The following is a 13,130-nucleotide window of genomic DNA, read 5'->3' on the forward strand; positions in this document are numbered from 1 at the left end:
CGAACGGGAAAACCGCCTTCAATCCTTCCCCATCCGCAGCGCGTTCGCGTAGCCCGTCAATTCCAGATAGGCCCGTCCGACATCCACGCCTTCGCGGCTCACCCGCACCGCGCCTTCCCAGTACACCGCGCCTGTCGATTGCCGCGAATCGAGTTCTTGATCGTCCATCAGCGGATCGAGTTTCCACGTCAGCGTACCGGTTTTGACTGTCATCGAAACGGGATAGGACGTGTTCGTGCGCGGCGAGAGCCAAGTGCGAAGCGGCGTAAAGTCGACCTGATCGGGACCGAATGTCGTTACCTCGCCGTCGGGTTTGCGAAATGCCGCATGCGCCCACACGGCGTGTCCATCGTGACTTCGTACCTTGAATGCCATCAGCGCAGAGCCGTCGGTGAGATTGGCGCCCAGCCAATCCCATCCCACAGCATTGGCGTCGAGCAGCGTGCTCGACCACTCGTGATCGAGCCACGCCATCCCCGTTACGGCAGTCTCGCCATGCGACGGGCCGCCCGCGGCGACCGGCCGAACCACGCCACCAGTCACGCGCAATTGAGGCTCGCTGTAGTAATAACTCGCCTGCTCTGGCCGTGGACCTTTGCGTGAATAGCCGCGTTCGCCCTGAATCAAAGGTGCCTGCGTCGGCGTCAACTTGAGATGCAGCGAGAAGCCGGTCGCGTCGACAGTGACGTCGTAGTGACCGTCAGGTGCCCGGGTCATTTTCCACGCGTCGAGTTTGACGTCGGTGTTGGCCGGCTTCGCATAGGCGAGGCCAAAGCCCTGACGGCCAATGCGTTGATCGTGGGCAAGATGGCCGAGCGCGGGATCGCTTAACGCGGCATGGGCAATGATCAATTGCGAAGGCGCGAAAGCGCTTGGGTCAGCGGCATCATGGCCGGTTGCCGAGCGGAAGAATGTGATTTGAAAACCGAGCGGCTGATTGTCCGGCGTAGTGAGCCAACCCGTCGCGTACCACCACTCGGTGCGAAAAGCCGCGTGTGCGCCGCTGTCCTGCGGCAGGGCGATAGCGTGATCGGGCGTGACCGCCGCAAATTCAGGCGCCGCGGCGAACGCGGTCGACACAGTCAGCATCCAGATAGACAGCAAGCCGCGAATACGCAGACCTATGCGCCGATTAGCCACACGAGCGGACTTAGCCGGCGGCTCGCATGACAGCTCGCGCGTAATCGAGGTGTAGCCGGGCACAGTTCCGCTCGAAGCCACGCCCGTGATCTGCGGCGCATGTCGTTGCAGAGCGAAGCAATACCTGCTGCCAGAGGTCAGATCGAAGCACGATCTCATCCATGACAACTCGCGTGCGATCGATGCGTAGCCGAGCATACTCTCGCTCAAAACCGCGCTCATGATCCGCAACCCACGTCGTTGCAAAGCGGCGCAATACCCGCCGTTAGCGGCCAAATCGAAGCGCGACACCAATGACAGCTCACGCGCGATCAGTGTCCCTTGCCCCATGGTCCCGCCCAAACCCACGAGCGCCATCCGCAGCTCGCGCCGCCGCAAGACGAGCCAACTTCCGTCGCCAGCGAGTTCAAAGCGCGCCGCCCCCGCCCGCATAACCCCTCGTGCCAACTCGCGCGACAAAGCCCGCATCACCAATCCTCCTTCACGGCGCGCACCGCATCCACCGACACTGCGCCGCGTCCCGCGATCACCGCCGTCGAACACGACGAAGCGAGCATCACCAACGCGACGGTGGCGAGCGCCATCCACGGCACGTGCAGCGACATACTCCAATGAAATGACTGCGGATTGACGACGAACACCAGAATCAGACTGATCGCGAACCCGAGCACGAAGCCCATTGCAATGCCGCACGCGGTGAGCATGCCGCCTTCGAGCGCGAGGACGGCGAACACCTGCGAGCGCGTCACGCCGACGTGCCGCAGCATGCCGAACTCACGCGAGCGCGCGAGTGTCTGCGCGGAGAAGGTCGCCGCCACGCCGAACAAGCCGATCACGATAGCGACCGCTTCGAGAAGATAGGTGACCGCAAAGCTGCGATCGAAAATCACCAGCGTGCGCGCACGGATTTCACCTGGTAGCGACAAATCCAGCGATGCCCCGAAGGGCAGTGCGCGCAGCCCCGTGGCTACCTGCTCGACGCTCGTCCCCGGCTGAACGGTGACGGCCACATCGGTTGCACTCGTGTCGCGGGTCAAGCGCCGGTAATCGGCGAGCCGTATCTGAATGGCGCCGGTCTGCCGCACGTAATCGCGCCATACGCCGGCCACCACGAACATATGGTCGCGTTCACCAAGCGGCAATCGAACACGCTGACCCAATTTGTATCCATATAGATCGACCATTGCTTCGGATACCCAAACAGGTGTTTCACCTGCGTGAAGCTCAGCAGGCGACAGCACGGCTCCGGTCATCTGCAGATTCGCGCCCGGATCGGCCGCGTCGATCTCGCGCGCGAGCACAGCGATGTCAGGCCGCGCAGGGGCGAGCGTCAGATGCGAAGTGCGGGCAAATGCGGCTGTTCTGATGCCTGGCACGGCCGCGAGCCGGCTCTGTTCGTCCAACCGCAAACCGCCTGTGTCGCCGTTCGGCGCTACGCGGACATAGAGATCGGCGGAGAGCAGATGAACCAGCCAGTCTTCGACGGATACCCGGAAGCTCGCCACCATGATGGCCATCGCGACGATCAGCGCAAAGCTCGACAACACGCCGCCCATGGCGATCGACGCATGCCCCGGCGCGTTCGCCAGCCGCGCCAGCGCCAGCGTACCGGCTGCGCCGGCGCGGCTTCGCGCTGCGAAAGCACGGCTTGCCGCGCCGAAGATGAGCGCGGTTACGCGGGGCATCAGCGCAATCCCGCCGACCAGCAGCAATGCGACGGCCAGATAGCCGCCGATCGGCGCGTCGAACATCGGCGGCAACTGCGTGAGCACGGCAGCGGCCAGCAGGCATAGCAAGGCGGGCCACGGTGTGGCGAGCCGCGCCAACGCGCCTTCTTCGGCGCCTGCCTTGAGCGCCGTGGCGGGCCGGGCACGCGCCGCCTCCAGTGCAGGGGCGAGACTACCCAATACCGCCACGGCGAGCCCAAGCGTCAGAAACAACGCGGTCGCGAGCGGTTCGAAGCCGACTTGCGGTTGCACGCCGGGAAAGTAGCCGCCGCCCAGATCGCTGCCGAAAAAATGCAGTGCGCCGCTTGCCATCGCGTAGCCGAGCGCGAGTCCAGCGAGCGAGCCGAGCAGGCCCAGCAACGCGCCCTCCATCAAGATCTGGCGCAGCAACTGACCACGCGTCAGCCCGAGCACACGCAGCATGGCGAACTGCGCGCGGCGTCGCACGACGCTCAGCGCCTGGGTCGAAAACACCAGAAACGCGCCGGTGAACAACGCCACCAGCGCGAGCACATTCATATTGATCCGATAGGCGCGGGAGAGACGATCGGTGCGGCTCTCGGCGTCACGCGTTTCGGCAATGACCCACTGGCTGCCGAGCCGCGCTTGCAGCTCGCGCCTGAAGCGCTCCCGGTCGACGCCGCGTTCGAGCTGCACGTCGACGCGCGACAGCTTGCCCACCTTGCCGAACTTCCACTGCGCCGCGGCGATATCCATGACGGCGAGCCGCTGACCCGGCCGTGTTCTCACGATGCCACCGGCCACGCGCAAACGCACGATCGAGGTGCCGCTGCGCAGCGCCACCTCGTCGCCCACTTTCACATTGAGCCATTGCTGGGCCGCCGTCGAGAGAAACACGGTGTCTGACGCGAGCGTATCGAACGGCCTATCCGGCGACGGCACGCCGATCAGGTCCGGCGCAATACGGCTTGCCTTGAACGCGTCGATGCCGAGCACCGGCAGTGCCGCGCTCCGGTCGGGCACAGTGACATCGAGTGCGAGCACGGGGCTGGCCAGCGCGACACCGGGTTCATTGGCGAGCAGCGGATAGATGGTCTCGTCGACTGAAGGTTGCGCGCCGCGCACCTGGAGATCGGCCTCGCCCGACAGACTGCGGGCCGCCGCGGAGAATTCATTGAACGCCGCGCTGTTGATCAACTGCACGGCGTAACCGAGCGCGACGCCCAGCGCGATCGTTGCGATTGCGACCAGGGCACGTCCGCGATGACTACGCCATTCGGCGCCCAGCAGCCAGCGCGCGAGAACTCGGTGTCCTCGCAAGCGCAGCAGACGACGGGAATCAGCGGACATCATCGGCGGAAGGCGCGCGCGTACGGGAGCCGAAAGGCCCGGCTGCGCCGGGCGCAGCATGCAGGCCGCCGTCGCTCAGAATCAGGATGCGGTCGGCAACGGCCGCGGCGGCTTCCGAGTGCGTCACCATGATCGTGGCCGCGCCGGTTGCCTTGCTTTGCGCGCGGAACAGGCCGAGCACCTCGTGAGCGGTATCGGGATCGAGGTTGCCGGTGGGTTCGTCGGCGAGAAGCAGTTTCGGGCGATGTACGAGCGCTCGCGCAATCGCAACCCGCTGCAATTCGCCGCCCGAGAGTTGGCGCGGAAAATCGTCGCCGCGTCCGCCCAGCCCGACCGCCGCGAGCATGTCGAGCGCGGCTGCGGTGGGCAGTTCGTTGAGCAGCAACGGCAGCGCCACATTCTGCGCAAGCGTCAGATGCGGCAGTACGTGAAACGCCTGGAAGACAAAGCCGAGTTTCTGCCTGCGCAGGCGCGTCGCCGCGTTGTCGTCCAGACGCGAAACGGCGCTGCCGTCGATGATCACGTCGCCGCTATCCGCGCTGTCGAGGCCGGCCACCAGATTGAGCAGTGTCGATTTGCCGACACCGGAATCGCCCATGATCGCGACGAACTCACCCGGTTCGAGTGTGAAGTCCAGTTGCGCCAGCACGATGCGGCCTGCGCCGTAGGTCTTGCTGAGCCCGCGGCACTCGAGCGCGGGAACGACGCCTTCGTCACGAAGCATGCGGTTTCCGAAAAGTGTGGCCGGTGAGGGCGGCGTCCGGGCAGGCGAAACGCAGACGAAAAAGCGGCGCACTCATGCACGAACATCGGCCGTGAATCGCCGAAGTATATTCGGCTTCCGTAAGGCACGCAGAAGCTTGGCGCACGTGATCGGGCCGGGCCGAAAAATGAACGGCTGATCAACTGCGCTCCCACTTTTGAGCGCCGCGCGCCGGATTATTTAGAGCGCGGGATCAAAAAAATTTTCTGCTCGCGGGTAAGCAAATTTTTCTCCGGACGCTCGAAATTCGCGCGCGCACCGCGTCATGCGTCGGCACGTTCTATCCCAGTTTGAATTGCGCGCCTGGGCATCCGTGCAAGAGTTCCTAACTGACTGCCAATTGCACGCTTTTTCGCGCAAAATTTGCCCCTGCGAAACCAGGTCGGTCAGTTTGTGCATCTGCACATTTTTATCCATTTCGCAAGGGCCGGCGCCGCAACAATACATTGCCAGTTGCTTTGCAGCGTTGTTGCGCTGCAAAAGTATTCTTATCTTGGTAATCTCCCACCCTTGGTCATTCGACTGCGGGTAAACGTGTAGCGGTCAACCCCGATTGCACGTCAATTTCAGCGAAATCCAGCCTACATATCCATTTCAATGCTTTCCATTTTGAAGGCGTTGATGTGGCGTTTTGTACTTAAAGTTTTCGATAGAGCACATGCCATTGCCTCTTCTTAGCCTTCTAATCTGGATCCCTATTATCGCCGGCGTGGTGGTTTTGCGTGCCGGATCCGACGCGGCACGTAGTCGCACCCGGTGGCTCGCGCTAATCGGCGCGATTGCGGGTTTCCTGCCGGTGATTCCGCTGGTGTCGAATTTCCGCAACGACGTCACGTCGATGCAGTTCGTCGAGAACGTGCGCTGGTCGCCCACGTTCGATATCGCCTGGCATGTGGGCGTGGACGGGATTTCGCTGTGGCTCGTCGCGCTGACCGCGCTCACCACGATCATCATCGTGGTCGCCTCGTGGGAGTCGATCACCGAGCGGACCGCGCAGTACTTCGGCGCGTTCCTGATGCTGTCGGGTTTCATGCAGGGCGTGTTCACATCGCTCGACGGCATGCTGTTCTTCATCTCGTTCGAAGCGACGCTGATTCCGCTCTATCTGTTGATCGGCACGTGGGGCCAGTCGAACCGGTCGTACGCCGCGGTGAAGTTCTTCTTCGTGTCGTTCCTCGGCTCGCTGATGATGCTGATGTCGATGCTGTATCTGTACAGCCAGACGCACAGCTTCGACCTCGCGCTGTGGCGTGAGACGCGCCTCGGCACGTGGCCGCAGGTTCTGATCTTCCTCGGTTTCCTCGCCGCCTTCGGCGTGAAGGTGCCGATGTGGCCGCTGCACACGTGGCTGCCGGACGTCCACCTCGACGGTCCGACGGGCGCCGCCGTGATGATCGGCATGCTGAAGCTGGGCGGCTATGGTCTGCTGCGTTTCGCCTTGCCGATCGCGCCGCAGGCGAGCCACTTCTTCGCGCCGATGATGATCACGCTCTCGCTGGTCGCGGTGATCTATGCAAGCCTGCTCGCACTCGTGCAGACCGACATGCGCCGCCTGCTCGCGTATTCGACGGTCGCGCACATGGGCCTCGTCACGCTCGGGCTGTTCGTTTTCAACCGCATCGGCCAGGCTGGCGCGATCGTGCAGATGCTGTCGTACGGCGTGGTGTCGGGCGCGATGCTGCTGTGCACGGGCATGCTCTACGACCGCACGAAAACCGCGTCGATCGCCGAGTACGGCGGTGTGGCCAACACCATGCCGCGCTTCGCCGCTTTCGTGATGCTGTTTTCCATGGCCAACATCGGCTTGCCGGGCACTTCGGGTTTCGTCGGCGAATTCATGGTGTTGATGGGCGCGATTCGCTTCAACTTCTGGATCGGCGCGATGGCGGCCACCACGCTGATCCTGAGCGCGGCTTACACGCTGTGGATGTACAAGCGCGTGATCTTCGGCGCGATCGCCAACGCTCGTGTGGCGAACCTCAAGGATCTCGGCAAGCGCGAGTTCGTGCTGCTCGGCGCGATGGCGCTGCTGGTGCTCGCCATCGGCATCAATCCGAAACCGTTCACCGATGCGATCGATCCTTCAGTCGGCACGCTGCTGGCTCAATCGGAGCGCTCGGCTCATCCTTCGGACGGCGCGCCAGCTGATGGCGGAGAGCATCTGCAAGCCGCAGTGCCTGCACCGGCAGCCGCGACCACCCGCTCGCCGGGCTGATCGAACGAGCTACCGCGCAGCCGCAGCATTCGCCTCGCGAATGTTGCCTCGTCAACGCGTTTTTTTCCTTATGGATCAAGTCTCTTTGCACGCATGACACGCGGCGTGGCCAGTCAGGCCGCGTCGCGTTTTCGCGCTTGTTTAAAGGGGTTTTCGCGTTTCGCCGGCATTTCAATACTCGGCAAGAGGGCGCCGCAGACGCCCACCTGCGCGCAGCCATGCGGCAACGTGTCGCACGGTGCTGCGACGCAATAGATCGTTGCTAAATCGAGTGTTTATTACGGCGGAACGTCCCCCTATTATGCGAGCGCTTACTATTGGAGAGCGGTCGAATGACGTTCGTGGAAGACGTAAAAAAGAGGCAATGGATATGAAAGGAAAGACTCTACGAGGGTCGCTTAGTTTCCTTTCCGGCAGCCTCGTGTTGTTGCTCTCGGGTTGCAGCAACCTCGATATTCTGAATCCGAAGGGGAGTGTGGGTCTGGCGGAACGTGAGCTCATTGCCACGTCCACCTGGGCCATGCTGATCGTGGTCGTGCCGGTTATCGCGCTCACGCTGCTGTTCGCGTGGCGTTACCGCGCGTCGAACAGGAGCGCCGACTATCGTCCGGGCTGGGTGCATTCGACCGGTATCGAAATCGCCATCTGGACGATTCCGACGCTGATCATTCTGTTCCTTGCCGTGTTGACGTGGAAGACCACGCACGAGCTCGATCCGTACAAGCCGCTCGAGTCGCAGGTCAAGCCGATCAACGTCGAAGTTGTCGCGCTCGACTGGAAATGGCTGTTCATCTATCCGGACCTCGGCATTGCGTCGGTGAACCAGCTCGCGTTCCCGGTCGGCACGCCGGTGAACTTCACGATCACGTCGGACACGGTGATGAACTCGTTCTTCATCCCGCAACTCGGCGGCCAGATCTACGCGATGGCGGGCATGCAAACGCGCCTGCATCTGATCGCGGATGAAGCCGGCAACTACGCGGGCGCCTCGGCGAATTTCAGCGGCAAGGGCTTCTCGGACATGAAGTTCCGCGCGCTCGCCACTTCGCCTGAAGAGTTCAACGCATGGGTTGCGAAAGTGCGCGCTTCGTCGGACAACCTCAGCATGGACCGTTATCACACGGTATCCGCGCCGACCGAGAAGGAGCCGGTGCGCTACTTCTCGAGCGTCGATCCGAAGCTCTTTCACAACATCATTGCCCGATACAACAACGGTAACGTCCTCGACAACATGAAGGACGCCAACTGTGCGCCAAAGGGCAAGGGGTAACACATGTTCGGCAAACTCTCACTAGACTCGATTCCGTACCACGAGCCGATCATCATGGTCACGGCCGTGATGATCGCCCTCGGCGGTGCGACGGTCCTGGGTCTGATCACCTATTTCGGCAAGTGGCGCTATCTGTGGACCGAATGGCTCACGTCGGTGGACCACAAGAAGCTGGGCGTGATGTACATCGTCGTTGCGCTGATCATGCTGTTCCGCGGCTTCGCGGACGCGATCATGATGCGTCTGCAGCAGGCGCTCGCTTACGCGAACCCGGGCTACCTGCCGCCGCATCACTACGACCAGGTGTTTACGGCGCACGGCGTCATCATGATTTTCTTCATGGCGATGGCGTTCATGATCGGCCTGATGAACATCATCGTGCCGCTGCAAATTGGCGCACGCGACGTCGCGTTCCCGTTCATCAACTCGCTCTCCTTCTGGATGACCGCAGTCAGCGCGATCCTGATCAACATCTCGCTGGTGATCGGTGAATTCGCGCAGACCGGCTGGCTGGCTTATCCGCCGCTCTCCGAATTGCAGTTCAGTCCGGGTGTCGGGGTCGACTATTACCTGTGGAGCTTGCAGCTCTCCGGTATCGGCACCTTGCTGACTGGCGTGAACTTCTTCGCGACTATCGTGAAGATGCGCGCGCCGGGCATGACGTTCATGAAGATGCCGGTGTTCACGTGGACGGCGCTCTGCACCAACGTGCTGATCATGGCGTCGTTCCCGATCCTGACCGTGACGCTCGCGCTGCTGGGTCTGGACCGTTACCTCGGCATGCACTTCTTCACGAACGATGGCGGCGGTAACGCCATGATGTACCTGAACCTGATCTGGGCGTGGGGTCACCCCGAGGTGTACATCCTGATCCTGCCGGCGTTCGGTATCTTCTCGGAAGTCGTGGCGACCTTCGCCAAGAAGCCGCTGTTCGGCTACAAGACGATGGTGTGGGCGACCTGCGCGATCATGGTGCTGTCGTTCCTCGTGTGGCTGCATCACTTCTTCACGATGGGTTCGGGCGCTGACGTCAATGCATTCTTCGGTATCGCCACGATGGTGATCGCGATTCCGACCGGCGTGAAGGTGTTCAACTGGCTGTTCACGATCTACAAGGGCCGCCTGACGTTTACCCCGCCGATCCTGTGGACCATCGGGTTCATGATTACTTTCACGATCGGCGGCATGACCGGCGTGATGATGGCGATTCCGGGCGCGGACTTCGTGCTGCACAACAGCCTGTTCCTGATTGCTCACTTCCACAACGTGATCATCGGTGGCGTGCTGTTCGGTTATCTGGCCGGCTTCAACTACTGGTTCCCGAAGGCGTTCGGCTTCAAGCTGAACGAAAAGCTGGGCAAGGCATCGTTCTGGTTCTGGCAGATCGGTTTCTGGGTGGCATTCACGCCGCTGTACGTGCTGGGCTTTATGGGCATGACGCGCCGTATCAACCACTATGACAACCCGCTGTGGCACCCGTGGCTGATCCTGGCCGCAGGCGGTGCGGCGCTCATCGCTATCGGTATCGCGCTCCAGGTGGCGCAGATCATCGTCAGCATTCGCGATCGCAATCTGCCGCAAAATCGCGACGTCACGGGCGATCCGTGGGACGCCCACACGCTGGAATGGTCAATCAGCTCGCCGCCGCCGGTGTACAACTTCGCGATCATCCCGACGGTGCACAAGCTCGACGCGTTCTCCGACATGAAGTCGCGCAAGGGCACGCAAGCGAAGCCTGTGTATCGCGACATTCACATGCCATCGAATACGTCCGCGGGTGTGATTGCCGGCGTGTTCTCACTGGTGCTCGGTTTCGCCGCTGTCTGGCACATCTGGTGGCTGGCAATCGTCGGCCTGGTCGGCGCGGTCGGCACCGTGATCGTCTACAGCTTCCAGAAGAACGAAGGCTATTACATCCCGGCCGCCACGGTCGCGGAGATTGAAGAGAAACGCTCCGGCGTTGGTGCGCAGGTCGCGTTGGAGGTGGATTGATGATAACCAGGACTATTGACGCCGGCTCGCATCACGACGCGGACCACGTACCATCGCAATCGGTGTTCGGCTTCTGGCTGTATCTGATGACCGACTGCATCATCTTCGCGGCGCTGTTCGCCGTGTTCGCAGTGATGGGCCATCAGTTCGCAGGCGGCCCGAGCGGCAAGGATCTGTTCGAGATTCCAGGCGTCGCGCTCGAAACGACGATGCTGCTCCTGAGCAGCATCACGTACGGCTTCGCGATGCTCGGCGCGCACAAGAAGAAGAAGGGCGTGCTGCTGTTCTGGCTCGGCGTGACCTTCCTGCTCGGTCTCGCGTTTCTCGTGCTGGAACTGCGCGAGTTCTCGCACCTGATCGCCGAAGGCGCCGGCCCGAGCCGTAGCGCGTTCCTGTCGTCGTTCTTCACGCTGGTCGGCACGCACGGTCTGCACGTCACGTGCGGCCTGATCTGGATGGTGGTGCTCGCCATTCAGGTGATCAGCCATCGCGACCTGACCGAACGCGACATGATTCGCCTGACGTGCCTGAGCCTTTTCTGGCACTTTCTGGACGTCGTGTGGATCGGCGTCTTCACCTTTGTCTATCTCGCGAGCGTGATCTAAATGGACCATAGCCATAACGCCCACGCAGGTGAAAGTCACGGCAGCATCGGCAGCTATACGACGGGCTTCATTCTCTCCGTCGTTCTGACCGTCGCCGCTTTCGGCCTCGTCATGACCGGCACGTTGACGGGCGAGAACGCGTTGCTCGCGATCGCGGGCCTCGCGCTCGTGCAGATCGTCGTGCACCTGATTTTCTTCCTGCATCTGAATACGTCGTCGGAGCAGCGCTGGAATGTGATGGCATTTGCCTTCACGCTGCTGACCGCCGTCATCGTGATCGGCGGCACGTTGTGGGTCATGCACAACGTCAGCATGCACATGATGTCGCGCTAGACGAACGACCATTCGTTCGAAACGAAGCCCCGCAAGGCGAGAGTCTTGCGGGGCTTTTTTCGTGCGTCGACCGCAAGCGCGTGGCCTGCACTAAAGTGCGTCGGCGATTGACCGAACCGGCGAACCCGCGTTAGGATCGTTTCCATGACCGCTTCTAACCTTTCCCGTCCGCATTCTTTGCGCGCATGCTGTCACAGCCTGCCGAGGGGAGCTTGCGTCTAGCGTTCGATCTGCATACGTCCGCATCCCTGAGGCCACCCGTCACACGACCGGTGGCCTTTTTGCTTTTGCACACCCAGCGCCTGGAGACATGACATGCCGCTTCGCCTCTACGACACCTGGTCGCGCGTCGTGCGCGAATTCACGCCGATTCACGCGGATCAGGTCGGCCTGTATTGCTGCGGCCCGACGGTATACGACCACGCGCATATCGGCAATCTTCGGACCTATGTGTTCGAAGACGTGCTGCGGCGCGCGCTGGTGTTGAACGGATACAACGTGCGGCACGTGGTGAACATTACCGACGTCGGCCATCTGGTGTCCGATGCCGACGAAGGCGAAGACAAGATGGAGAAGGGCAGCCGGCGCACCGGCGAATCGGCGTGGGCGATTGCCGAGCGGTACACGGCGGCGTTCATGAACGACTGGCGCGCGCTCAACCTGCTGGAGCCCGCTCTCTGGTGCCGCGCGACGGATCACATTGCGGAGCAGATCGACTTCATCGTCGAGCTCGAGCACAACGGCTACACCTACCGCACGGCCGACGGCGTCTATTTCGACACCAGCAGGCAGGATGACTACGGCTATCTGGCGCGTCTCGATGTTGCGGGCCTGCAGGCGGGCAAGCGCGTTGCGCCCGGCGAGAAGCAGCGCGCGACCGACTTCGCGCTGTGGAAATTCAGTCCGCCCGGCGCCACGCGGCAAATGGAATGGGACAGTCCGTGGGGCCGCGGCTTTCCCGGCTGGCATATCGAGTGCTCGGCGATGTCGGCGAAGTATCTGAGCCCATGGTTCGACATTCATTGCGGCGGCGAAGATCACATCCCCGTGCATCACAGCAACGAGATTGCGCAAACCCAGGCGCGCCACGGCACGCGCCTTGCCAACTTCTGGATGCACGGCCATTTCCTGTTGCTGGACGCCGGCAAGATGTCGAAGTCGGGCGGCGACGTCGTGCGTTTGCAGACGCTGATCGAGCGCGGCAACGATCCGCTCGCGTATCGCTATTTATGCCTTAGCGCGCACTACCGCAGCAGCCTGCGCTTCAGTGAGGCCGCGCTGGATGCGGCACAAGCCGCGTTGGACCGCTTGCGTAGAACCTATGTGCAATGGCCGCAAGGCGGCACGCCGGACGCGCCGAGCGTGGCGCGCTTCAAGGCGGAGGTCGATCAGGATCTGAACTTGCCGCGCGCGCTCGCGGTGCTGTGGGACGTGGTCAGAAGCGATCTGCCGGCGGCGACGCGAAGGGCTACCGTCGATCGCTTCGATACGGTGCTGGGATTGCGCCTCGCCGACTGGCAAGAAGATGATGCGGCCAATATTCCAGCGGAAATTGCGGCGCTCGCTGACGAACGCGAGCAAACACGCGCCGCGAAGCAATGGACCGAAGCAGACCGTTTGCGTGACGCGTTGGCGGCGGCAGGCTGGCTGGTGGAAGACAGCGCAAGCGGCCCCGTGCTGCGGCAACGCGGCAAAGCGGAGTAGCGTGACCGACAAACAGACGGACAGACGGCGTGGCGGTAACGTTCAGGCTTGCGCAACCGCCACGCCGTGG

At 62.3% G+C, this 13,130-nt stretch carries 9 protein-coding genes; 6 read left to right on the top strand and 3 right to left on the bottom strand.

Going from position 1 to position 13,130, the window contains the following annotated elements; translation table 11 throughout:
- Nucleotides 1-18: 18 nt before the first annotated feature.
- The 3 genes from P0D96_RS21085 to P0D96_RS21095 all read right to left on the bottom strand — a co-directional run bounded on the left by P0D96_RS21085 (nucleotide 19) and on the right by P0D96_RS21095 (nucleotide 4,902).
- The gene (locus P0D96_RS21085) at nucleotides 19-1,089 is read right to left on the bottom strand and encodes a lipocalin-like domain-containing protein (protein ID WP_408315254.1); all 1,071 of its coding nucleotides are present in this window, start codon (nucleotides 1,087-1,089) and stop codon (nucleotides 19-21) included.
- 518 nt (nucleotides 1,090-1,607) lie between these two features.
- The gene (locus tag P0D96_RS21090; protein ID WP_408315110.1) at nucleotides 1,608-4,181 is read right to left on the bottom strand and encodes an FtsX-like permease family protein; all 2,574 of its coding nucleotides are present in this window, start codon (nucleotides 4,179-4,181) and stop codon (nucleotides 1,608-1,610) included.
- A complete protein-coding gene (locus P0D96_RS21095) occupies nucleotides 4,168-4,902 on the bottom strand; it encodes an ABC transporter ATP-binding protein (RefSeq protein ID WP_342960590.1) in 735 nt (244 codons plus the stop codon). The genes P0D96_RS21090 and P0D96_RS21095 overlap by 14 nt, the downstream gene beginning before the upstream one ends.
- A 697-nt stretch (nucleotides 4,903-5,599) precedes the next feature.
- Between P0D96_RS21095 and P0D96_RS21100 the strand changes: the two genes are divergently transcribed.
- From P0D96_RS21100 to cysS, 6 genes are all read left to right on the top strand, one after another.
- Complete coding sequence (locus P0D96_RS21100) at nucleotides 5,600-7,156, top strand: NADH-quinone oxidoreductase subunit M (protein WP_408179118.1); 1,557 nt, start codon at nucleotides 5,600-5,602, stop codon at nucleotides 7,154-7,156.
- 370 nt (nucleotides 7,157-7,526) lie between these two features.
- Entirely contained in the window at nucleotides 7,527-8,426 is a 900-nt protein-coding gene (gene cyoA / locus P0D96_RS21105; RefSeq protein WP_132377057.1) for a ubiquinol oxidase subunit II, read from the top strand.
- 3 nt (nucleotides 8,427-8,429) lie between these two features.
- Complete coding sequence (gene cyoB, locus P0D96_RS21110; protein ID WP_408288514.1) at nucleotides 8,430-10,418, top strand: cytochrome o ubiquinol oxidase subunit I; 1,989 nt, start codon at nucleotides 8,430-8,432, stop codon at nucleotides 10,416-10,418.
- Complete coding sequence (cyoC, locus tag P0D96_RS21115; RefSeq protein WP_408288519.1) at nucleotides 10,418-11,023, top strand: cytochrome o ubiquinol oxidase subunit III; 606 nt, start codon at nucleotides 10,418-10,420, stop codon at nucleotides 11,021-11,023. Before cyoB ends, cyoC begins: the two co-directional genes overlap by 1 nt.
- Nucleotides 11,024-11,356, top strand: coding sequence for a cytochrome o ubiquinol oxidase subunit IV (gene cyoD / locus P0D96_RS21120; protein WP_012426887.1), 333 nt, complete (start codon nucleotides 11,024-11,026; stop codon nucleotides 11,354-11,356).
- 315 nt (nucleotides 11,357-11,671) lie between these two features.
- Nucleotides 11,672-13,060, top strand: coding sequence for a cysteine--tRNA ligase (gene cysS / locus P0D96_RS21125; RefSeq protein ID WP_408315113.1), 1,389 nt, complete (start codon nucleotides 11,672-11,674; stop codon nucleotides 13,058-13,060).
- Nucleotides 13,061-13,130: the final 70 nt, after the last annotated feature.

The organism is Paraburkholderia sp. RL17-347-BIC-D (assembly GCF_046027915.1).
Classification (GTDB): domain Bacteria; phylum Pseudomonadota; class Gammaproteobacteria; order Burkholderiales; family Burkholderiaceae; genus Paraburkholderia.

Bases quoted from the DNA above. Each gene is read 5' to 3' on its own strand.
- P0D96_RS21085 (WP_408315254.1), bottom strand. From the start codon at position 1,089: ATGCTGACTGTGTCGACCGCGTTCGCCGCGGCGCCTGAATTTGCGGCG.
- P0D96_RS21090 (WP_408315110.1), bottom strand. From the start codon at position 4,181: ATGATGTCCGCTGATTCCCGTCGTCTGCTGCGCTTGCGAGGACACCGA.
- P0D96_RS21095 (WP_342960590.1), bottom strand. From the start codon at position 4,902: ATGCTTCGTGACGAAGGCGTCGTTCCCGCGCTCGAGTGCCGCGGGCTC.
- P0D96_RS21100 (WP_408179118.1), top strand. From the start codon at position 5,600: ATGCCATTGCCTCTTCTTAGCCTTCTAATCTGGATCCCTATTATCGCC.
- cyoA (WP_132377057.1), top strand. From the start codon at position 7,527: ATGAAAGGAAAGACTCTACGAGGGTCGCTTAGTTTCCTTTCCGGCAGC.
- cyoB (WP_408288514.1), top strand. From the start codon at position 8,430: ATGTTCGGCAAACTCTCACTAGACTCGATTCCGTACCACGAGCCGATC.
- cyoC (WP_408288519.1), top strand. From the start codon at position 10,418: ATGATAACCAGGACTATTGACGCCGGCTCGCATCACGACGCGGACCAC.
- cyoD (WP_012426887.1), top strand. From the start codon at position 11,024: ATGGACCATAGCCATAACGCCCACGCAGGTGAAAGTCACGGCAGCATC.
- cysS (WP_408315113.1), top strand. From the start codon at position 11,672: ATGCCGCTTCGCCTCTACGACACCTGGTCGCGCGTCGTGCGCGAATTC.